The sequence below is a fragment of the Anaerosporobacter mobilis DSM 15930 genome (assembly GCF_900142955.1).
In the GTDB taxonomy this organism is placed as follows: Bacteria; Bacillota; Clostridia; order Lachnospirales; family Lachnospiraceae; genus Anaerosporobacter; species Anaerosporobacter mobilis.
This window is the reverse complement of the sequence record NZ_FRCP01000007.1, coordinates 266801-289936: the sequence shown is the minus strand read 5'-3', so window position 1 is coordinate 289936 and position 23136 is coordinate 266801. Positions and strand designations below refer to the sequence as shown.

Below are 23136 nucleotides of genomic sequence, written 5' to 3'. Positions count from 1 at the left end.
TGATGACCGTGCGAAAGAACGGGAAATCTAAATCATTTATTCAAAGAGCCAGTCGGGTAAATGGAAGTTGTCATGTGAAGGTGCTCGGTATGTTAAAAGGGAAGGTGTGATGACCCTGTGAGACCCTTATATTTGCCGAACGGGTTGATATATATAAGAGTAATTCGAAGTTATATCAACATATAAGGGAGTCAGACAATCTCATAGTACAGAAGTAATTATGTGACCAAACACATAATGAATGGAAGGGGGTTGACCTTTGTAGACCAAGTCAAGAATTTATAGTTATGAAAATGGTAACGATGTCAAGGTATAAGCCTAGCAAAAACGAGCCAAATGAACGTAGAGAGGACGAGGATAGTAATGAATGATGAATTGAAAATGAAATGGCATAGTATTTATGGACAGATTTTATTTGACCGTAAACTAATGTCGGCATGGAAACAGGTAGAAGAGAATAAAGGTTGTGGTGGAATAGATTGGGAAACCATAGAAACTTTTAAAGCAGATGAAGAAAGAAAAATACTGCAAATACTACAAGACCTTAAAAACAAGGAATACAAGCCGACACCAGTTAAAAGAGTATACATTCCTAAGAAGAATGGAGATAAAAGACCGCTAGGAATACCAATAATCAAAGATAGGATAGTTCAGCAGAGTATTGTAAATGTATTAAGTCCTAAATTTGAAGATGGAATATTTCATAAATGCTCTTGTGGTTATCGACCAAACAGAGGAATCGAAAGAGTTATGCAAATAATCTTGTGGTATGTAGAACATGGAAATAATTATATATACGATTGCGATATAAAAGGATTTTTTGACAACATACCACATAAGAATCTGATGAAGATACTGACAAAATATATAGCAGATGGAACCGTGCTAGATATGATATGGGCATGGTTGAAATCAGGATATATGGAAGAGGGTAAATTCTTAGAAAGTAACTCTGGAACTCAGCAAGGTGGTGTTATATCGCCACTACTTTCAAATATATATTTAAATGAATTAGACTGGGAATTAGAAAAGGAAGGAATAAAGTTTGTACGTTATTGTGATGATTTTCTGCTCTTTGCAAAGTCAGATGAAGAAATTAAAAGAGCTAGCGAAATAGCAAAGAAATTAATTACAAGCTTAGGTTTAGAAATAGCTATAAATAAAACTAAGTTTGTAGATTTTCATAAGGATGACTTTAAATTTGTGGGGTTTGACTTCAAGCATTGGAGAGAAAGAAAAAATGGAAGTGGGAAATACTTTATTGTGGAACCTACAGAACAATCCTTTAAAGACTTCAAGAAGAAAATCAAAGATGTGACATGTAAAACACTGACTTTAAGTCAAGAGGCATGGATACAGAGGGTAAATCCGATTATCAGAGGAAAAGTGAATTATTATCTATATCCATATAAAGCAGTAGAACAGAACAAGAGGTATGGTCTTGAGAGTCATTGCTATTTAAAAAGTTTCAGCAAGCAACTCCATGCAATAGATGCTTACACGAGACAGAGATTAAGGGTTTGCATGCAACATAAACACCCGAACGTCAGAAAAGGCTTTGAAAAGATACATAAGTGGAATGTCGGTTATTTCTGCGGAATAAAACTAATACCATCGAATTGGCTTTACTACAACAAAATGTATGGATATAAAATAGAACAGTATGTAGAAAAACAAACACAGAATTGGAAAAAGAAACAGAATAATCGAATAGAAAAGCTAAAAGCACAAGGGAAAGAATACTATACCAAGAAAGTATTAAACGGAATAGCTATCAATAAAGGTTTGGTCATGACATAATCATTCAATATGAAAACTGCAATTGGTAAGCCGTATGCCTTAGTAGGGCACGTACGGTTTGATAAGGGGGTAGCCTAGAAACAGGTTACCCTACTTTATTGACTATAAATAAAATTATAGTTATGGTAAGGATGCCGACGGCAGAATGGGACCGTGACTACTTGTGTCAATTTACCATAGTTAATAAAACTTCATTGATTTTTCTTTACTTTTTGATATAATGTGGTAATATTGTAAATAATTTATAAAGAAAGGAAAAATGTATGAAAGCAGATGAAATTACAATTGTACAAATGAAAAAAGATACTACAATTTACGGTTTAACTTTAAAATCAAGTGACCATCGTCAGTCTAAAGACATTTCAAAATTAAGTACTGAATTTTATTTTAAAAGCAACCAGGAATCCGAAAAAACGTTTCCTTTTTATATACTTTCAAAGGACTATAATGAGAGTACAAAAGAATTTCAGTTATTTGTTGCAGGTGTTACACCTTTCGAAGGTTCCTCTCAAATGACTCTTCCCAAAGGTTATTATGCGGTTATGACAATTAAACCTAAATTCAAATTCTTCTGGGGGATAACAATAGGACAAGCAAAGACTTTTTTCTATAGAAAATGGCTACCATGCTCAGAATACACTGGTCTTAATATGGAATATGAGTACCATACACAAAGAAGTGTCACCAATCAGCCAACCATTGATTTATATTTTGCAATAAAGGAAAAGTAGTATTTCAAAACTTTTTTATGCGAGGCGATTTTTATGAGAGATATAAAGCAATTAGTTAAAGACTTACATCATACAGATAACAGTTTTGCTTATACAAGTTTTAAGCAGTTAGTAGAAGAAAGCAAGGAATCGAATTCTGTATATCCTTTCTTTGATGATTTTATTGATATGTTGGAAGATGACAACTCCTATATCCGCAATAGGGGATTAATATTAATAGCCGAAAACAGCCGTTGGGATATTGATAACAAGGTAGATGAAGTTCTTAGTCAATATTTAAAACATATAACTGACGTAAAACCTATTACTGCAAGGCAATGCATTAGAGGACTAGAAATTATTGTGGATGAAAAAGAAGATTTAGTTCCTGATATTAAGAAAGCCCTTTACAATGCTATTATTGAAAAGTATCCCAGTAGTATGCGTAAGTTGATTGAAAAAGACATCGCTAGGGTACTAAAAGGCATCCATAAGAAGTTTTAATTTAACAAAATATACTTTGCCTAAAAGCAACAATAAGCCCTTAAAAGACATGTACAAAATGAACTTTTAGATCATTTTGTACATGTCTTTTCAATTAGAATATAAATTAAATGATTTTATAATAATTTACTTAACTTTCCCAACATTATCTGAATAAATCTGGTTTGAGAGTTTATCCAATCCTAGAGCATGCTTCTTATTATTTTGATTTATGCTGAGAAGTCTTTTAAGGTTCACAAACAGAGCCATTAAGCGTAAAAGCGCCAAAGCTCCTTCTACCTGTATGGAACGGTTGATTACAGAGCTGAATTTTCTTTAAGACTTTTTTGTCTAACAAAAGGGCATATCACACAGCTCTTATGAAACGTTCAGCTTCTATCACGGAGAGACGGTTCTGGAGAAGCTTGTTTGCACCCAAGTTCCGCCAAATGAAATCATTATGAAACCGTCACTAATAAAATAAGCTTTCCAAGAAAGCTATGTAAACTAAGAAGGCCGTCAGCATGTATTGAAATAAGAGAAGACAAAGGACGAGATTTTCTGATTACAAAGAAAACTGCGTAAATTAAAATGTGATTCTTACGATACAAAAGGGACTCTTGTTTTTCAGTTCACCTGAATATATACGAAAAGTCGTGAGAGTTATATCTTATTGACAGCATCATAGCAAAAAGGTAAAATATAGAAAATGCAGAATAAATATGTAATAAAATATAGAAGAAAGAGGGGAAATGTCGTTAGGAATTTGAATATAGAGAACAATTGAGTCGTATTTAGCAATAGGTTTCGTAATTCATAAGCAAGAGGGGGGAGGATTGAAATAATTCTAAAAGATATATTTAATCCCCAAGAAACTTATATATTATATTAATATAAATGATGGTAGATATAAAATGGAAGACAATTTTGATGAGGATTTCAACGAAGTAAAAAGGAAAGAAAAAAATAAAAACAGATTGAGAAAATTAGGATCAATCATTGGAATAACCTTGTTAATACTATTTGCAGGAATAATAACTTATGAATTTATATGGCCGCATTTTGTAACACCATATGCAATAAAGGATTTGAATGAGAATATAGAACTGCCGTATGAATTTGGAGTGGCTGCTAGTGAATATGATATTGAAGAGAAGTGGATTGAAGATGTGAATGAATTTGGTTTTTATGTGAATACGAGTATAGGGGACGTATTCACGTTTACAAGATACCCTGACTATGCAGATTCAGTAAAATTTGCAGGTTATTATACTAGTAATAGGGACATAGCATTGTTTGGGTTTAAAGTGGGAGATAGTTTCGAAAAGGCGGATAAATATCTTAAAGAACATGGATATAGATGTTATGATAGTGACGCCAGTTATTACGAATACGAGAGAGGTAGAATTAACATTAGCCTTTCTGTTACAAGTAGTGTAACAGAAATGGTGGAGTTAGAGAATATTAGTCGGAAAAAAGTGGCGAAATATTGGGTAGATTTGATAAGTACAGATAAGCAACGTAAAGGATATTATAAATAGTTGGCAAAGAGAGGTAGACAATGGAAGAAAATTTAAACCAAAACATTGCTAAAGCAAAAAGGAAAGATGAAAGTAGAAACAGAAAGGGGAAGTTAGAATTAATCGCTGTATTAATCGTATTAGCATTGCTAGGAGGAGCGATGATTTACGAATTTATATGGGCACATGTTATAGAACCATACGCAATAAAGGATTTAAATAATAATATTGAACTACCTTATGAATTTGGAGCAGAGGCTGATAAATATGATGTGGAGCAAGAATGGATAGGGGATGAAGATGAAGAAGATATGGTTTTTTATATAGATAAGAGCAATGGAGATGCATTTCAGTTTGCGAGATATCCTGATTATGCGGATTCAGTAAAATTTACAAGTTTTTATACCTGTAATAAGGAAGTGGAATTATATGGGTTTAAAGTTGGGGACAGTTCGGAAAAAGCAGATAAGCAACTTAAAGAGCATGGGTATAAATGTATTGATATTAGTGGTGGTTATTATAATTACGAAAGAGGAAGAATTAATATAAGTTTTAATGTTAGCATTGTTACAGAGGAGAATAATGAGGGAAACAGTTTCACAGAGGAAAGAGTAGTTGAGTATTGGGTGGAATTGGCTAGCACAGACAAGCAACGCAAAGGCAATTATAAATAGTTAAAATGTTAGTATACTAAAGATTTATAATATGTCATTACATAAGCAGGAGGTAGATATAAAATGGAAGACAATTTTGATGAGGATTTCACCGAAGTAAAAAGGAAAGAAAAAAATAAAAACAGATTGAGAAAATTAGGATCAATCATTGGAATAACCTTGTTGATACTATTTGCAGGAATAATAATTTATGAATTTATATGGCCACATTTTGTAACACCATTTGCAATAAAGGATTTGAATGAGAATATAGAATTACCGTATGAATTTGGGGTGGCTGCTAGTGAATATGATATTGATGAGGGGAAGAGTGATCGTAGTGATGATGTTAGCTATTATATAGAATCAGGTGATCGAGAAACATATGGTTTTTCAGGTTACCCTGATTATGCTTGTACATATAGATTCACATATTTTGATTCGAGTAACCCTAAAACAACACTGTTTGGATTTAAAGTAGGGGACAGCATGGAAAAGGCGGATAAACAACTTAGAAAACACAAATATACTAGAGGTATAATAGATGAGTCTGGCTGTATATATTATAGAGGAAAAATTGAAATTTATATAGACATTTTCTTAACAGATAATAGTTACAATGTGAAAGATTACATAAAGAATGGAGAAGTAATAAGTTATAGTATAGAAATAAGTAGTACAGATAAGCAACATAAGGGCTACTATAAATAGAAGGGAAAAAGGGAGAGAATAATGAAAATAGGAAAGAGATTAGTGGTGTTGAGTATAATAATATGCTTACTATTACAGTTAGTAAGTAGTGGTTTCACTACTGTGCAAGCTAAGAGCAGTAATAAATTAGTAGTATCAGGGAAAATAAAAGTTGAGATTAAGGATTTTACAAGTGGTTCAACATTAAATAAGAGGCAGAATCCGAAGAATTATCCAGAAGATAGTAACGGTTTAGCAAAAATAATAAATAAGAAAGGAATATTATAAGCGAGACTTTAGTCGTATTAATAAGTTAGAGGTAGATGATCGAAATAAGTTTTAAGTGATCTCTAAACTTATATTTATTGTATTAATATAAACAGGAGGTAGATATAAAATGGAAGACAATTTTGATGAGGATTTCACCGAAGTAAAAAGGAAAGAAAAAAATAAAAACAGATTGAGAAAATTAGGATCAATCATTGGAATAACCTTGATGATACTATTTGCAGGAATAATAATCTATGAATTTATATGGCCACATTTTGTAACACCATATGCAATAAAGGATTTGAATGAGAATATAGAATTACCGTATGAATTTGGGGTGGAAGCTAGTGAATATGATATAAAAAAGGAATGGATACAAGATGAAGATGACTTGGGTTTTTATATTAATACGAGCACAGGGGACGTATGCACATTTACAAGATATCCTGACTATGCTGATTCAGTAAAATTTGCAGGTTATTATACCAGTAATAGGGACATAGCATTGTTTGGGTTTAAGGTTGGAGATAGTTTCGAAAAAGTGGATAAATATCTTAAGGAACATGGATATAGATGTTATGATAGTGCCTCAGGTTTTTACGAATACGAGAGAGGCAGAATTAACATTAGACTTTATGTTACAAGTATTGAAAATGAAATGATGGATGTGGGAAACAATAGAATAAAAAGGGTGGTGGAGTATTGGGTGGATTTGATAAGTACAGATAAGCAACATAAAGGATATTATAAATAGTTGGGAAAGAGGGAATAAGTTATGAAAGTAAGAAAGAAAATAGTGACATTAGTTGTTATAATATGCCTATTATTACAACTTGTAGGTAGCGGTTTCACTACTGTGCAAGCTAAGAGCAGTAATAAATTAGTAGTATCAGGGAAAATAAAAGTTGAGATTAAGGATTTTACAAGTGGTTCTACACTAAATAAGAGGCAGAATCTGAAGAATTATCCAGCAACTTTGTATTATGAAGATAGTAATGGTTTAACAAAACATACGGATATAGTAACAGATGAATTAGGTAGCTACAAAGCTACATTGTCGTCTCAATCTGCTATAAAAAAAGTATGGCTTAAAGTAAAGGCAGAAAATGAAGCCTGTGTGGTATATTCAAAATTCAAGAAGTGGACTGGGCACACTAAATATGAATATAAAAATAAAACGGTGACTGTTGATTCAGATAAACAAAGTAATCTTACAATGAATTATACAATTAAAGGCAAGAATGCCGGAGCTATTAATATAGCAAGCGTTATTAACGATGCAAGGGCATATATGAAAAAAGCTTCAGGCCTAGTAGCACCTCAGGTTCCTGTCTACTGGTCATATGGAAAAGGAGAGGGCTCGTATCAATTTGAACTTTTGGATCTAGAATTTATAGCATTATCTGGAGCAGACCAGGATGAATTTGATAGTTCTGTTATTTGTCATGAGTATGGACATTGGATGTTTAATACTTTGCGTAATGGTTGTTTTAGAGGCGGTGATCATTCGTCTAAAAAGAATGTAGATAGGAGATTAGCTTATTCGGAAGGGTTAGCTACCTATTTTGGACAAATGGCTTTGAATTCGGATATCTATTATGATGGAAATGAGCACGGGAATGATAATTCTTATTCAATTGAGAATGTTAATATAAAGGATAAAGATATCAAAGGGCTATTAAATGAAAGATATGTTGCGGCAGCTCTATGGGATATAACAGACGGGTATTATGACTATGAGATATGGGATAAGATGAAGGAAAGGGCTGAATATGTTTTTTGGGGTAATAGAGATGTAATTATGGCGGCAGATTTAGTTACAGATATTAAAAACCCGACAGAAGTATTCAACGCTTTTGATGCTGATTTGAAGGACTTCTATACTCAATATATAAAGAAACATATTAATAAGAATAGTGATGAAGCATATGACTTTTGGAAAATATTTAAAGAAAATAGAATGCAATTTGATGATGAGAATCCAGCGATTAAGTTAACAATTTCAAACAATGAGTTAAGTATTAAATTATATGACAATGTTAAAGTATCAAGAGCCGAAATATACATTAATGGTAAAAAGGTTTCTACGATAAATGATCCTTCTGACAATATATCATACTTAATTCCAACTAATAAGCTTTCTTCAGGGCCAAACCAAATAACAGTTAAGGCATATGATTATGCAGGAAATGATAAATCACAATTTAAACTGAAGCGACACAATATATATACAGATTCACCAGATAGGGCAACAGTTGGAACTTGTTATCAACCGTATGCAATTGCTTATTGTAATTATTTTTTTGATGGAGAGAATATAGCAACTATTTTTTCTAAGAATAATGCAAAGGATGCTAACGATGATAACTCAGTTATTGAAGAATTAGCGGATTTGTACGGACTAGTGTATGAAGAAAACATACATGGAAGTTTGTTATCAGAGGAGATATCAGAGACAAGGCAAATTAATGTTTCAAAAGGAAAAGATTTTTCACTGCTTATTGATGATACATTAGGAAATTGTGAGGTTCTACTGACAGACCCGAATGGAATTGTGTATAGTAATAATGTAACTTTAGATGAAGATACTGGTGATGAGGTAATGGATGAGATAGTTGATAATACAACAGCAGATATAAGTTTACAGAATGTCGTGAATCTGGGGAGCAGAGGATTGATAGCATTTTACCCAACTGCTGGTACATGGACATACACAATAAGGAATAAGGGACTTGATGGCGATTATTCCGCAGGTATATATACAAAATTGTCAGCTCCCGTTATAGAGAATGAAGAAAATCTAGCAATGATACAAGATGGAACAACTATTAGTATTAGCGGTTGTGTTGCAATCGATAATTCCAGTCAAATAGATTCTGAAAATCCAGTAATAACTGCATCGGGAAGTGCAATAACTGTAGCAACAGGCAGTGCTATTAGTGTAGATACAGATGAAAGGTTCTATACATTAACGGCAAAAGTACATCTTGAATTAATGGACGATTCAGGTGAAATATTAGTTGATGACGCCATTGTAGATGGAATTAATGAAAATGGAGATTTTACATATACCTTTAATGATTTAGAAGATGGCCATTATTATTTAGAAGTATATTCGTTGGCATCTGATGGGACAAGTAGTTGGACAAGAACAAGTGAAATCGTTGTAAATTCAAAGGAACCGGATATACAATTAGACGACGACTATGAATACTATATCTATTCACAAGAGGCTTTGCTTAGCGGAGTAATTAATAATGCAGATACGATTGATATAACGGTAAATGGTCAGGCAGTTCCTTATGTTGGTGAAAGTAAAAGAGATGATGCCTTTGCTTTTGGTTGCAATATTAAATTGAATGATGGAGATAATGTAGTGATTATTTCTGTAAAATCAGAAACAGGAAAGATCGTTACAAAAGAGTTGGTATTACATTCAATAGCAGAGGAAGAGTATTATAAGGAAAAACATCAACCAGAAATTGAAACGGTAACATTTAATGGGAAAGATGATACTACGATTAATGGAAATTCCATAATTGAAGTTTATCTAACGGATAAAAATATTTCGGATTATAAGGTTTATGCTGTTTGCAATGATCAAACATATGAGTTTAATCCGACGGATGATCATTTTAGATTAGATTTCATTCCCACAGACTATGATAATGAGAAGTATGAATTTACAATATGTGTAATAAGTAAGTGGCAATTTTATGATGAGAAGGAGTACGAGATTCAGGTTGTCGGGAATAAAGAAAAGTTACACATAAAGAATGAGCCAGAAGATATTTGCCTATATGTAAATGAAACAGCAATCTTGGATTTAAAAGAGATATTTGGAGATTATAGTTATAAAGTAGAAACAAATTATGGTACAGTTAAAGACAAAATCTGGAGTTTCACATCTGATGAAGAAGGTATATTTGAGGTTAGATTAAGGGCCTTTAATGAAGATGGTGAAAAAGAAGTTGTTTTTGCAGTTATGTTTGAACGTTCAAAGGAGCATGAAATTGAATTTAGAACAAATGGGGGCGAGTTAGATCAAACGGAGTATTATGTTATAGAGGGTGATGAATATGGAGAATTACCAATACCTACAAAGAATGGATATGATTTCATAGGCTGGTTTGATAGAGAAGTGGGAGGAGAGCAGATACTTGACAGTACAATAGTTAATGAGGGAATATCATATATTCTGTTTGCACATTGGAAAGGTAAATCAGTAACAATTAATTTCAATCCTAATGGTGGAAGTGTAGAAGTTGGAAGTAAATTAGTTACATATAAAGAGGAATATGGTAATCTTCCAATACCTATAAAAGCAAATTCTGAATTTATAGGTTGGTACAGTGGAGCAAATGGGGGAGTGAGAATATCTCCTAATAGCATAGTATCAAAAACAGAAACTCAAACCTTATATGCACAATGGCTAGAAAATAATTTTCAAGTAAGTTTTGATTCAAACGGTGGAATACTTGAGGAACAGATCCTTTTTGTAAAAAAGGGTGAGAAGTATGGAACATTACCAACACCTGTTAGAGAGGGATATACATTCAGAGGGTGGTATACAGCAAAAACGAATGGAGCTCTTATACAATCTACAACAATTGTAACAGCCACAAGTAATCATGTGTTGTATGCTCTGTGGAATCCAAACTGGTATGAGGTAAAATTTAAATGTACCGGTGGTCAGATAGAAATTAAAAATAAATATTATACTGAAACGTACGGCAATTACTACTATGATAATCTATATGGAACACTACCAACACCTTGGAAATATGGTAATGAATTTACTGGGTGGTACACACAAGAAGAGGGTGGTAATTTAATTACAGCTAGCAGTGTTGTTAAGATAACTGATAAGCAGACTTTATATGCCCATTGGAAACCACTAGAATTCGTGGCGTTCTTTAATGCTAATGGTGGAAGTGTAGATATTGCTAGTAAAAAAGTAACTTATATGAGTGAGTATGGAGAATTACCAGTACCGGTGAGAGAAAACTACATATTTGTAGGTTGGTCTACATCAACTTTAATTAGTGATTTGATTAATGCTGATAGTCAGGTCAAATCTGCTTATGGACTTACGTTAATAGCAATATGGAAGGGAAAAAGTTTTGAAGTGAACTTTGACGCTAACGGAGGAGAAACTATTGTTACTAATAAAAATGTTTATTTTGGTGAGGAATATGGAGAGTTACCTGTACCAGCAAGAAAAGGATATCGTTTTTGCTGGTGGAGTTATACAAAGACAGGAGCATCAAATATATCTTCAAATACGAAAGTTAGTATAGCTAATAACCACACATTATATGCTTGCTGGGCAGGAGAAACTTATAAAACAGTATTTAATTCTAATGGAGGTAAAATAAAAGTAGATAATTATGAATACGACGAATATCCTAATTACTATATTTATTACCAAAAATATCAACGATTATATACACCAACTAGACCTGGATATGAATTTGTTGGTTGGTATACAGCAAAAGAGGAGGGAGAACTAGTAACAGTTGATAGCATTATGACTGTAGCTGGCGAACAAAGACTATATGCTCATTGGAGGGAAGCAACATTTAAGGTAATCTTTTATCCGGAAGGAGGTGTTGTTTTACCTGCTAATAAAGATGTGACGTATAAAGATAAGTATGGTGATTTGCCAGTTGCAACAAGGGAAGGATATTCTTTTATAGAATGGCGTACTTTAAGAGCCCCAGCGGGTGAAGTGATTAATGCTGATAGTAAAGTAGTAGCAACTTCTAACCACAACATATACGCTCAATGGAAAGCCAATACGTATACAGTATCTTTTGATACAGAGGGTGGTGATTTACTGAATTATAGTAAAGAGGTTGAATTTGCTAGTGCGTACGGGGAGTTACCAATCCCAATAAAAACAGGCTATGTCTTTGCAGGTTGGGTTAATAGAGAACCCGGAACAGGATATGCAATTAAGACAACCATAATGAAAACTGCTAAGAATCACACACTTTATGCCATGTGGAATCCTCAGATCTATACAAGAACGTTTGATTGTACTGGTGGAACGTACGGAAACCAAAGTCAATATAATACGACATACTATTTTGGTAGAGAATATGGTACGTTAATTGTTCCTACTAAATTAGGACATGAGTTTGTTGGTTGGTTTACACAGGAACAAGGTGGTAAACAAATAACAAAAACCAGTATCGTGGATGTCGCAGAGCATCAAATATTATATGCACACTGGAAACCAGCTTCCTATACGATATATTTCAATACGAATGGTGGAAACGATAGTGTCCATAATACTACTAAGATTGTAACTTATAAAGAATATTACGGCGTATTACCTATCCCTACACGAGATCGCTATGAATTTGTTGGTTGGTTTACACAGACTAGCGGAGGGACGGAGATAACTTCAATGACTCAAGTAGAGATTGCAGGAGCTCATACGCTTTATGCAAGGTGGAAAGGTAAAACATATAATGTGAATTTTTATGCAAACGGAGGCTCTTGTTCTGTTAGTAAGAAGTCTGTTGTATATTATGAAAAATATGGAGATTTACCAGTGCCAACGAAAATCGGCTACAATTTTTCAGGCTGGTACACGGACATATCAAGCGGATATGTTGTTACTAAAGATACTATAGTAACAACCTCCCAAGATCAGACATTATATGCTAGATGGACACCTGTTTACTATACTGTGACATTTGTTACATATGGAGGAACCGTACCATATAACAGTATTTCGGTTATTCTGGGTGAGAAGTACGGACCTTTGCCTACGCCGAAACGAGAAGGCTATACTTTTTTATATTGGTATAGAGTTAATGGTAGTACAAGTACAATAGAAATCGTTGACGAATATTCAATAGTACCACGTGATAATGAAGATTATCGCTATTTATATGCTAGATGGTATTAAAATCAGTTAGTAACTAGCCCGTAGAAAAACATTAATAAATAGTCAGTACTTTTGAAGAAGTCTTGTATAAGTTATTTATTAGCACCAGCATAAGCTGGTGCTTTGCTAAATTATTTTGGAGGCGATTAAAATTAATTTTTAGGTTTTACTTTTGTTTTTAAGATACTATACACTGACGACATTTCTTTTGATAAAAATAGGGAGCATTACTTTTCTCATATGGAATTTCCACATGCATATTAATGTTTGATGAAGTATTATATAGGTAATTAAACAATGTCCAAAATCATTCAAAAAATTCATAAAAAAAACATAAAAAAATAAGTTGACATCAGAATAAGAATTATGTATACTAACAACTGTAAAGAAAATTACTTTACAGGGCGGTGCTTTATATGAATGATAAAATAGAAAAAAAAGATAATAATAATATAAAGCAAATTGATAAGCTAGTTGAGCTATCCTTGCTCTATGATTTCTACGGGGAACTCCTTAAGGAAAATCAAAAATGTATCTTTGAAGATTACATTTTAAACGATTTATCTTTAAGTGAAATTGCAGAACAACAAGGAATAAGTAGACAGGGTGTACACGATGTTGTAAAGCGATGTAGTAATCAACTAATTAAATATGAAGAGAAGCTTCATTTGATTGAAAAATTTGAACAAACGAAGCAAAAAGTAAGTAGGATAAAGGAATTATCTGAACAGATCATAAAGTTAAACAAGTTTAACTTGTTAAACGAGCGTAACTTGTCGAATGAGTATAGCATACCAAATGAGTTTAATTTACTTACAGAGATTGAATTACTATCCGATAGCATATTAGAAGATTTATAGAACATAGATTTATATGAAATAAGATAACGCAAATAAGATTGGGAGGTTTAAGCATGGCATTTGACAGCTTATCCGAAAAACTACAGAATGTATTTAAGAATTTGCGTGGTAAGGGGCGCTTAACAGAAGCTGACGTAAAAGTCGCTTTGAAAGAAGTTAAGATGGCATTACTAGAAGCAGATGTTAACTTTAAGGTTGTTAAGAACTTCATCAAGTCTGTTCAGGAAAGAGCAGTTGGGCAAGACGTAATGACAAGCTTAACACCTGGTCAGATGGTAATTAAGATTGTTAACGAAGAGATGGTTAAGTTAATGGGTGATGAAACCACAGAATTAGTACTAAAACCTGCTTCGGAATTAACAGTTATTATGATGTGTGGTTTGCAAGGTGCTGGTAAAACAACTACTACAGCAAAGATTGCAGGAAAACTGAAACAAAAGGGAAGAAAACCTTTACTTGTTGCTTGTGACGTATATCGTCCAGCAGCTATTAAGCAGTTACAGATTAATGGTGAGAAACAAGGGGTTGAAGTATTCTCTATGGGAGATGGTCATAAGCCAGTGAACATAGCGAAAGCGGCAATCGAACATGCACATAAGAATGGATTTAATGTTGTTATCTTAGATACAGCTGGTCGTCTTCATATTGACGAAGACATGATGACTGAGCTAATTGAGATAAAAGAGAATGTAGATGTAACACAAACTGTTTTAGTAGTAGATGCTATGACAGGTCAAGATGCGGTTAACGTAGCAGAGACATTCAACGGTAAAATTGGCGTTGATGGTGTTATTATTACAAAACTTGATGGTGATACAAGAGGTGGTGCTGCATTATCTATTCGTGCAGTAACAGGACGCCCAATTCTCTATGTTGGTATGGGAGAGAAGTTGTCTGATTTAGAACAATTTTACCCAGACAGAATGGCTTCCCGTATCTTAGGTATGGGAGATGTGCTTACATTAATAGAAAAAGCACAAGAAACCATTGATGAAGACAAGGCAAGAGAGATGGAAAAGAAGATGCGTAAAGCAGAATTCGATTTCAATGACTTCCTTGAACAGATTCAACAAGTTAAAAAGATGGGTGGTATTGGAGATTTACTTGGGATGTTACCAGGGGCTTCTGCTCAATTGAAGGACGTTGAGATTAATGACGACATCTTTGATGGTACAGTGGCAATCATTAATTCTATGACCAAGAAGGAACGTTCCCAACCAGATATTCTTAATCCGTCTAGAAAGAAACGTATTGCAAAAGGTGCTGGTGTTGATATCAGCGAAGTAAACAAGCTTGTTAAGCAATACGAGCAAAGTAAGAAGATGATGAAACAGATGTCAGGAATGATGTCTGGCAAAGGTAAGAGAGGTAAGTTCAAATTACCTTTCGGTCTGTAAGAGAGGACCAACAGGTTTAGAACCTGTAATAATAAATGACAAAAGTCGAATATGGTTCAATATTAAAGGAGGAAAAATAAGATGGCAGTAAAAATCAGATTAAAGAGAATGGGACAAAAGAAAGCTCCTTTCTATAGAGTAGTTGTTTCAGATTCAAGATCTCCAAGAGATGGTAGATTCATCGAGGAAATCGGAACTTACGATCCAACTAAAGAGCCAAGTGCTTTCAACGTAAATGAAGAAGCAGCTCAAAAATGGTTATCAAATGGTGCACAACCAACTGAAACTGTTAACAGATTATTCAAAAAAGCTGGTATCGTTAAATAATCAAGTTATCCGTAAGGTATAACTGGTTATACGAACTGCATATTCTATGTAGCTAGCCAGAATACACATAAGCCACGAGAAGTTCCCTTTTCGTGGCTCTTGTGGTATATGCATAGTGGAGGTGAAGGTAGTGAAAGAACTTGTTGAGATAATTGCTACATCATTAGTAGATCATCCAGAAGAAGTAGTTGTAACTGAGCATGAAACCGACAAAGCTATCGTTGTAGAACTAAAAGTAGCAGCGGATGATATGGGGAAAGTGATTGGTAAACAAGGCCGTATTGCGAAAGCAATCCGTACCGTTGTTAAGGCAGCCGCATCAAAGGATGATAAGAAAGTAATTGTAGAAATACAGTAATAATTCGTATGTCTCTAGCTCTTAAGAGCTGGCAACGGAATCGTTACAAGTTACAAATAAAATAGTTAACTACTAGTACTATGATACAGAGGGTGTCTTACATGTAGGACACCCTTTAAAAGAATTCCATAGTAGGAGGAAACAGATGGACAATTTATTACGTGTGGGTGTTATTAGTTCAACTCATGGAATCAGAGGAGAAGTTAAAGTATTTCCAACAACAGATGACCCAAATCGTTTTGCGAATTTAAAGAAAGTTTTATTAGATACAGGAAAAGAACAAATTGAAATGGAAATCACTGGTGTCCGTTTTTTTAAACAGATGGTAATTGTTAAGTTTAAAGGATATGACAACATTAATGATATAGAGAAATATAAAGGTAAAGATCTCCTTATTACAAGAGAGAATGCTGTGAAGCTTGAAGAGGGAGAATACTTTATCTTTGATTTAATTGGTTGTTCTGTAGTGACTGATGAAGGGGAAGACTTCGGAACGTTAGAGGAAGTTTTACAAACAGGTGCAAATGATGTATATGTTGTGAAGACCAAGGAAGGAAAAGAAGTTTTATTACCAAACATCGAACCATGTATTCTAGATGTTAATATCGAAGAGAAGAAAATCACTGCTCATATCATGGAAGGTTTAGTTGATTAATAGGAGGAAATAGTGATGAATTATCATGTGCTTACTCTATTCCCTGAGATGATTGAGCAAGGTTTGAATACAAGTATATTAGGACGTGCTAGAGAAAAGAATCTGATTACGTTACAGACAACGAATATTAGAGATTTCTCTACGAATAAACACCTTAAGGTAGATGACTATCCTTATGGGGGTGGCGCTGGTATGGTTATGCAAGCAGAACCTGTATATAAGGCGTATGAACATGTTAAGGAACAAATGGGAAGTGAGAAGCCACTTCGTGTAATTTACCTTACTCCACAAGGTAAAGTATTTACACAAGAGCTGGCAGAAGAATTTGCAAAAGAAGAAAACCTTGTATTCCTGTGTGGTCATTATGAAGGAATTGATGAACGTGTGCTGGATAGGATTGTAACCGATCATGTTTCTATTGGTGATTACGTATTGACAGGGGGAGAACTTCCTTCTATGGTTATGATGGATGCAATATCAAGATTGGTACCTGGTGTACTTAATAATGATGTATCAGCGGAGATTGAATCTTTCCATGATAATCTACTTGAGTATCCTCAATATACTAGACCAGAAGAATTCATGGGCGAGAAAGTTCCAGAAGTTTTATTATCTGGTCATCATGGGAATATAGATAAATGGAGAAGAGAACAATCTGTTATTCGAACGGCACAGCGAAGACCTGATTTATTAAAGGGAGCGAATCTAACAGATAAAGAGAAGCGGATTGCTCGCGAAGCATGCGCTGGCGATGTGGAAGAAGCAACTGAGATTTAACAAAAGCCAACATAGATAAGGAACGAATGCAAAATGATGTGGATTAAGTTAATCCATTAGTTAGAGAGAATATAAGGACAACATCTAAAAGCCATAATTTACAAGTCTGCTTCTATCATGTATAATCAATACATAGAGTAGGCTTGTTTTTTAAAATGGAGGAGACTATGATTTCAAAAATACATTATAAATGTCCAGTTGGAATGTTATGCATAGAGGAAGAAGATGGAGTTATCATAGCGGTGTGTACTGATGAGAAACCGGACTTGTCAATGGATAAAGAAACTACAATCTTGGAGAGAGCGGTAGAACAGTTAGAAGAGTATTTTCAAGGGACAAGAAAGCAATTTGATTTGCCCCTTCAATTAAGAGGAACAGATTTTCAATTGAAGGTATGGAAAACACTGCAAACCATTCCTTATGGTAAAACCTGTAGTTATGGAGAGATTGCAAAGAAGATAGGGAATTCCAAAGCATCAAGAGCAGTAGGTGGAGCCAATAATAAGAATCCTATACTGATAATTGTACCTTGCCATCGTGTAATTGGTGCGGATGGTAGTATGGTGGGATTTGGTGCGGGAATAGGAGTGAAGGAATACCTATTGAATCTAGAGAGATAATACATGAGTATGTAAAAGAGGTAGCATATGCAGGAGAATCATGAAGTAATGTGGAAATCAAGCCTAGAAGAATTAGTAGAAGGATATAAGGAAAACAAAGAAGGTTATTCTTGTATCTTCTGTGGAGAAAACTTTGTTAAGGGAAGGATTTATCAAATTGATGGAGAGTTATACGATGCATATGGAGCCGTTAGCAATCATATAGCAAACAATCATGGAGAAACCGTTGACTATTTACTATCATTGAATACCAGTGTTATAGGAATATCAGAGGTGCAACAGCAGATTCTTAAATTAATGTCTGCGGGGAAAGATGATAAAGTGATTGCTAAAGAAGTGGGAATTGCCTGCTCTACTGTACGGAATCATCGATTTAAATTACGTGAGAAGGAGAAACAGGCTAAGCTATTCTTAGCTCTTATGAAATCCTTAGAAGAAAAGACAAGTCGTGCGATAAACCAGACAGATATTGGAATTATTGAAGAAATTCATACCTCAGCAACGATGGTAGATGATCGATATAACATCACAGATCAGGACCGCGAGAAGACGATTAGCACATACATGGATGAGAATGGTGCATTAAAACAATTTCCAGTAAAAGAGAAGAAGAAAATCATTATTCTTGGTGAAATCATGAAGAACTTCGTACGAAATCGTGAGTATAAAGAAGAGGAAGTGAACAAAGTTTTAAAGAGAATGTATGATGATTATCCTACTTTACGAAGGGCGTTAATAGAATATGGATTCTTTGAGAGAACGAATGATTGTAAGATATACCGTGTGAAGGAATAATTACCTATGAGAATACCAATAAAGAGATTGTTTTGAATGGGGAATAATTACTTTATATGGGAAGACAATAATACCTGTTGATAATTACTTCTTGGTGGTTTAGAGAATTTTAATGTATTTTCACTTGCATATTTATAAAGAATCATATACCATTACAGTTATGAGTATTTTTATGCGTCTATATTTTGCTAATTTCAAGATAGAATATAGGTATGGCAAGTGTATGTAAAGAAGGAAAATAGGATGGTGTAGAATGAAAAAAATAGCAGTCGTAACAGATAGTAATAGTGGTATAACACAGGTAGAGAGCAAAAATCTGGGAATATCTGTGTTACCAATGCCTTTTTATATAGATGAAGTATTATATTTTGAAGATATCACATTATCGCAAAAACAATTCTATACTAAATTAGAGGAAGGCGCAGAGATATCAACATCACAACCAGCGCCTGGAGATGTGATTGATCTATGGAATTCTCTATTGAAAGAGTATGATGAAATTGTTCACATACCAATGTCAAGTGGATTAAGTAGCTCTTGTGAGACTGCAATTATGCTATCTATGGATTTTGATGGAAAAGTTCAGGTTGTTGATAATCAAAGAATCTCTGTTACACAAAGACAATCGGTACTTGATGCAATTGAACTTGCTAATGCAGGAAAGTCTGCATTAGAGATTAAAGAATATCTTGAATCAGTTAAACTTGAATCAAGTATTTATATTACGCTTGACACTCTTAAATACTTAAAAAAAGGTGGTAGAATTACACCAGCAGCTGCGGCAATTGGTGCGGTATTGAATCTTAAACCAGTTTTACAAATTCAAGGGGAAAAGTTAGATGCATATTCAAAATCTCGCGGTAAGAAACAAGCGAAAAAAGTTATGATTGAAGCGATGCGAAAAGATATGGAAGAACGTTTTGGTTGTACGGAAGATAATCATACAATTCATCTACAAGCTGCTTATGCAGGGAATGAAGAAGAAGCAGTATCCTGGAAAGAAGAATTACAAAGTGAGTTTCCTAACTATGAGATTCATATGGACCCCTTATCATTAAGTATTGCATGCCATATTGGTTATGGCGCATTAGCAATTGCTTGCACGAAAAAAATAGAATTATAGACAGTATCAATGAAAACAATATCTTAAAATAGTAATTATAAAATAGTAATTTTATAAGAAAGACAATGATCAAGATAAAATAGTATTGAACATTGTCTTTCTTTTATTTTCTTTATTCTTTAATATAAGCCATGTCATATAAATCCCATTTTTCATCCTTGTAATCAAAGAATGCAGGGTGAAATTCTTCATCAATCATGCCAATCGATTTGTAGCAGTTGTGAGCAGCTTCGTTGTTAGCAAATACACCAAGAGTAACACGAGTCATCTTCAATATCTCGGTAGCATATTGAATTGCAAGAGAGACCATCTCTTTGCCGTAGCCTTTGCCACGATAAGTAGTATCTACCACAATGAAGCCAAGGTGAATACTTCGCTTCTCGTAATCTGCATTACGCATGGAAAAATGGCCCACAGGGGTACCATCTTCATCTAAAGCAACGAATATCCATGCGTTAGGATCTTCATCAAAACGATTTTTATATTCTATGAGTTGTTCCATAGTAAGTGGGTATGTAAACTTATTGGCACTCCACATGGTGAAAGATTTTTCGTCTTGGAACCATTGTAACAGATAAGGAGCATCACATAATTTGAAAGGTCGTAAACGTAACATAGTTGTCCTCCGAGAATTAGCTATTTTCTAGATATGGAACATATTTTGATATGGAACATATCTTGATAGGTTATATATCTTGATAGGTTATATATCTTGATAGGTTATATATCTTGATAGGTTATATATCTTGATAGGTTATATATCTTGATGTGTTATATATCTTGATGCGGTACATATCTTGATATAGTACATATCCTAATGTAGTACATGTCTTGAAATAATCTTATATCTTGATATGATATTATCTTAATAAAAGACTATATTTTGATATGGTAACATAAATTATCAAAAATTGCAAAACGTAATAAGATAATATAGTATGAAGAATTGACATTTAGGTCTATTAGAATTACAATTTAACTGATAGTCCACGAAATAAATGATTAGTTGCGAGTGAGTATTGAAGCGGATTATGAGTAACAGTTTGATAGAATAGGAGATACGAATGCCAAAACAAACATTTTTTAATTTACCACCAGCAAAACAGAGAAACATTGTATATGCTGCACTCACAGAGTTTACGAATAAGGGATATTTGCTTGGCAGTGTAGGAACTATTGCAAAGAATGCAACTGTTTCAAAAGGAAGTATGTATCAGTATTTTGAGGATAAGAAAGAATTCTATATCTACTTAACTGATTACGTATATTCTATGATTAAAACAACCATGAAGATGCAGTTGCAAAGCCACATACAAATAGACGCAAGTCTCGGTGTAGTTGCGGAACAAAGCAAGGAAATATTATGGGGAATCATTGATAGTTATCAATCTGAAATATGTTTCCTTTTTGCATCGAAGAATGAACAAGAAGCTGAGATACGTATGCATATTGATAAGTTAAGTAAAGAATTCAAGGAGCAAATAATACAGCCAATTCTTAAGCAGTTAATACAAAAAGGGAGTATACGAAATGATTTGGAATTAGAGTATCTTGTATTATACTGCCAGTCGGTTATGGGGATATGTAAAACTCCGTTATTGAGCGCAGTTAATTACCTTGAAGAGGAGAATAAGCTTGCTATTCAAATGAAGAAAGAAGAGTGGAATGTAATCTTTGATACTGTCATAAAGCTTGCAACGACGGGATTAAACCCTGAATAATAATATAAGGATTATCCACGACTACAGTCGTAGGAATTCGCTGACGTTAATAAATTAATATAGAAAGAAGAATTAGTATGAAATTAGGTAGAAATGATTTATGTTGGTGTGGAAGTAATAAAAAATATAAGAGTTGCCATCTTACATTCGATGAAAAGATTGCAGATTTTGAAGAACAAGGTGCGATGGTACCTTCAAGAGATATGATTAAGACACCAGAACAAATTGAAGGAATTCGTAAAGCAGGAAAGATTAATACCATGATTCTTGATCAGTTACAACCTTACGTAAAAGAAGGGGTAACAACAGAAGAGTTAGATCAACTAGTTAATAAGTTTACGAAAGAATTAGGTGGAATTGCTGCACCACTTGGTTATCAAGGGTATCCAAAGAGTGTGTGTACATCAATTAACGAAGTAGTTTGCCACGGAATCCCACACCCTAAACGCAAATTAGTAAGTGGTGATATTGTAAATATTGATGTTTCCACAATTGTAGATGGCTATTATGGAGATTCTTCACGGATGTACCTCATCGGTGAGGTAAGTGAAGAGAAGAGAAAACTTGTCGAGGTAACCAAAGAATGCCTTGAGCTAGGTGTAAAGGAAGTAAAACCTTGGAGTTTTCTTGGTGATGTTGGTTATGTTATTAATGAACATGCTAAGAAGCATGGATATACAGTTGTTAGAGAAATTGGAGGACATGGAGTAGGAATTGAATTCCATGAGGAACCTTGGGTAAGCCATATTGGTCAAAGAGGAACGGATATTCTATTAGTTCCAGGTATGATTTTTACAATTGAACCTATGGTTAATATGGGAAAAGCAGATGTCATCCAAGATGAAGAAGATGGTTGGACGATCTACACAGAGGATGGTATGCCATCAGCACAATGGGAATACATGTTACTAGTTACAGAAACAGGTGTAGAAGTATTAGCGCATTAAATTATGTAAATAATTCAAAATATACCTTGCATCATACTAAGATATGTGTTAAAATCAGTTGTTGTGAGATGAAAAGGGTGTTCCTCTGTTACGGAGTGTATTAAGAACATCTAAATTTTGAAGGAGGTCGCACAAATGAACGAAATTATTAAGAATATTGAAGCTGCTCAATTAAAATCAGAAGTACCTGAATTTAACGTAGGTGATACTGTTAAAGTATACGCTAAAGTAAAAGAAGGTAATCGTGAAAGAACTCAGATTTTTGAAGGTACAGTATTAAAGAGACAAAACGGAAGCTCAAGAGAAACTTTCACAGTTAGAAAAGCTTCTAATGGAATCGGCGTAGAAAAAACTTGGCCATTACATTCTCCAATCGTTGAAAAAATCGAAGTTATCAGACACGGTAAAGTAAGAAGAGCTAAACTTAACTACTTACGTGATAGAGTTGGTAAAGCTGCTAAAGTTAAAGAGCTAGTTAAATAATTAAACGAAAAGAAGGGACAAGTACACTTTGTATATTGTCCCTTTT

Annotated in this window: 22 protein-coding genes; 21 read left to right on the top strand and 1 reads right to left on the bottom strand. The window is 33.9% G+C overall.

Annotated features, from left to right (window positions below):
- Positions 1–363: 363 nt before the first annotated feature.
- From ltrA to BUB90_RS06145, 18 genes are all read left to right on the top strand, one after another.
- Positions 364–1800 carry a group II intron reverse transcriptase/maturase gene (gene ltrA, locus BUB90_RS06230; RefSeq protein ID WP_073284699.1) on the top strand — a complete coding sequence of 479 codons (1437 nt, stop codon included), beginning with the start codon at positions 364–366 and terminating at the stop codon, positions 1798–1800.
- 263 nt (positions 1801–2063) lie between these two features.
- Positions 2064–2531 (top strand): GyrI-like domain-containing protein, encoded by a 468-nt coding sequence (locus BUB90_RS06225; protein ID WP_073284696.1) that lies wholly within the window; start codon positions 2064–2066, stop codon positions 2529–2531.
- A 33-nt stretch (positions 2532–2564) separates the two neighbouring features.
- Positions 2565–3014, top strand: a complete 450-nt coding sequence (locus BUB90_RS06220) for a hypothetical protein (RefSeq protein ID WP_073284693.1) — start codon at positions 2565–2567, stop codon at positions 3012–3014.
- Positions 3015–3907: 893 nt separating this feature from the next.
- Positions 3908–4534: a hypothetical protein gene (locus BUB90_RS06215; RefSeq protein WP_073284688.1), complete on the top strand. Its 627-nt coding sequence runs from the start codon at positions 3908–3910 to the stop codon at positions 4532–4534.
- A gap of 20 nt (positions 4535–4554) precedes the next feature.
- Entirely contained in the window at positions 4555–5187 is a 633-nt protein-coding gene (locus BUB90_RS06210) for a hypothetical protein (RefSeq protein WP_073284684.1), read from the top strand.
- 63 nt (positions 5188–5250) lie between these two features.
- Positions 5251–5877, top strand: a complete 627-nt coding sequence (locus BUB90_RS06205) for a hypothetical protein (RefSeq protein WP_073284681.1) — start codon at positions 5251–5253, stop codon at positions 5875–5877.
- Between the two features lie 21 nt (positions 5878–5898).
- The gene (locus tag BUB90_RS06200; protein ID WP_073284678.1) at positions 5899–6144 is read left to right on the top strand and encodes a hypothetical protein; all 246 of its coding nucleotides are present in this window, start codon (positions 5899–5901) and stop codon (positions 6142–6144) included.
- A 109-nt stretch (positions 6145–6253) separates the two neighbouring features.
- On the top strand, positions 6254–6880 hold the full coding sequence (locus BUB90_RS06195; protein ID WP_073284675.1) for a hypothetical protein: 627 nt from the start codon (positions 6254–6256) through the stop codon (positions 6878–6880).
- 21 nt (positions 6881–6901) lie between these two features.
- Positions 6902–13048, top strand: coding sequence for an InlB B-repeat-containing protein (locus BUB90_RS06190; protein WP_073284671.1), 6147 nt, complete (start codon positions 6902–6904; stop codon positions 13046–13048).
- A 440-nt stretch (positions 13049–13488) separates the two neighbouring features.
- A complete protein-coding gene (gene ylxM / locus BUB90_RS06185) occupies positions 13489–13887 on the top strand; it encodes a YlxM family DNA-binding protein (RefSeq protein ID WP_170865450.1) in 399 nt (132 codons plus the stop codon).
- A gap of 53 nt (positions 13888–13940) precedes the next feature.
- Positions 13941–15284: a signal recognition particle protein gene (gene ffh, locus BUB90_RS06180; RefSeq protein WP_073284663.1), complete on the top strand. Its 1344-nt coding sequence runs from the start codon at positions 13941–13943 to the stop codon at positions 15282–15284.
- Between the two features lie 81 nt (positions 15285–15365).
- A complete protein-coding gene (gene rpsP, locus BUB90_RS06175; protein WP_073284659.1) occupies positions 15366–15611 on the top strand; it encodes a 30S ribosomal protein S16 in 246 nt (81 codons plus the stop codon).
- Between the two features lie 130 nt (positions 15612–15741).
- Positions 15742–15969 carry a KH domain-containing protein gene (locus BUB90_RS06170; RefSeq protein ID WP_073284656.1) on the top strand — a complete coding sequence of 76 codons (228 nt, stop codon included), beginning with the start codon at positions 15742–15744 and terminating at the stop codon, positions 15967–15969.
- Between the two features lie 145 nt (positions 15970–16114).
- Positions 16115–16624: a ribosome maturation factor RimM gene (rimM, locus tag BUB90_RS06165; RefSeq protein WP_073284653.1), complete on the top strand. Its 510-nt coding sequence runs from the start codon at positions 16115–16117 to the stop codon at positions 16622–16624.
- Positions 16625–16639: 15 nt separating this feature from the next.
- The gene (trmD, locus tag BUB90_RS06160) at positions 16640–17401 is read left to right on the top strand and encodes a tRNA (guanosine(37)-N1)-methyltransferase TrmD (RefSeq protein WP_073284650.1); all 762 of its coding nucleotides are present in this window, start codon (positions 16640–16642) and stop codon (positions 17399–17401) included.
- A gap of 167 nt (positions 17402–17568) precedes the next feature.
- Complete coding sequence (locus BUB90_RS06155; RefSeq protein WP_242952490.1) at positions 17569–18021, top strand: methylated-DNA--[protein]-cysteine S-methyltransferase; 453 nt, start codon at positions 17569–17571, stop codon at positions 18019–18021.
- 27 nt (positions 18022–18048) lie between these two features.
- The gene (locus BUB90_RS06150; protein WP_073284644.1) at positions 18049–18816 is read left to right on the top strand and encodes a DUF2087 domain-containing protein; all 768 of its coding nucleotides are present in this window, start codon (positions 18049–18051) and stop codon (positions 18814–18816) included.
- Between the two features lie 253 nt (positions 18817–19069).
- The gene (locus BUB90_RS06145) at positions 19070–19939 is read left to right on the top strand and encodes a DegV family protein (RefSeq protein WP_073284640.1); all 870 of its coding nucleotides are present in this window, start codon (positions 19070–19072) and stop codon (positions 19937–19939) included.
- Between the two features lie 112 nt (positions 19940–20051).
- Here BUB90_RS06145 and BUB90_RS06140 read toward each other — a convergent pair whose 3' ends face one another.
- Positions 20052–20555 (bottom strand): GNAT family N-acetyltransferase, encoded by a 504-nt coding sequence (locus tag BUB90_RS06140; protein ID WP_073284638.1) that lies wholly within the window; start codon positions 20553–20555, stop codon positions 20052–20054.
- Between the two features lie 448 nt (positions 20556–21003).
- Between BUB90_RS06140 and BUB90_RS06135 the strand changes: the two genes are divergently transcribed.
- The 3 genes from BUB90_RS06135 to rplS all read left to right on the top strand — a co-directional run bounded on the left by BUB90_RS06135 (position 21004) and on the right by rplS (position 23090).
- Positions 21004–21660, top strand: a complete 657-nt coding sequence (locus BUB90_RS06135) for a TetR/AcrR family transcriptional regulator (RefSeq protein WP_073284635.1) — start codon at positions 21004–21006, stop codon at positions 21658–21660.
- A gap of 77 nt (positions 21661–21737) precedes the next feature.
- Positions 21738–22607 (top strand): methionyl aminopeptidase, encoded by an 870-nt coding sequence (locus BUB90_RS06130; RefSeq protein ID WP_073284632.1) that lies wholly within the window; start codon positions 21738–21740, stop codon positions 22605–22607.
- A 135-nt stretch (positions 22608–22742) separates the two neighbouring features.
- Positions 22743–23090 (top strand): 50S ribosomal protein L19, encoded by a 348-nt coding sequence (gene rplS, locus BUB90_RS06125; RefSeq protein WP_073284629.1) that lies wholly within the window; start codon positions 22743–22745, stop codon positions 23088–23090.
- Positions 23091–23136 lie beyond the last annotated feature (46 nt).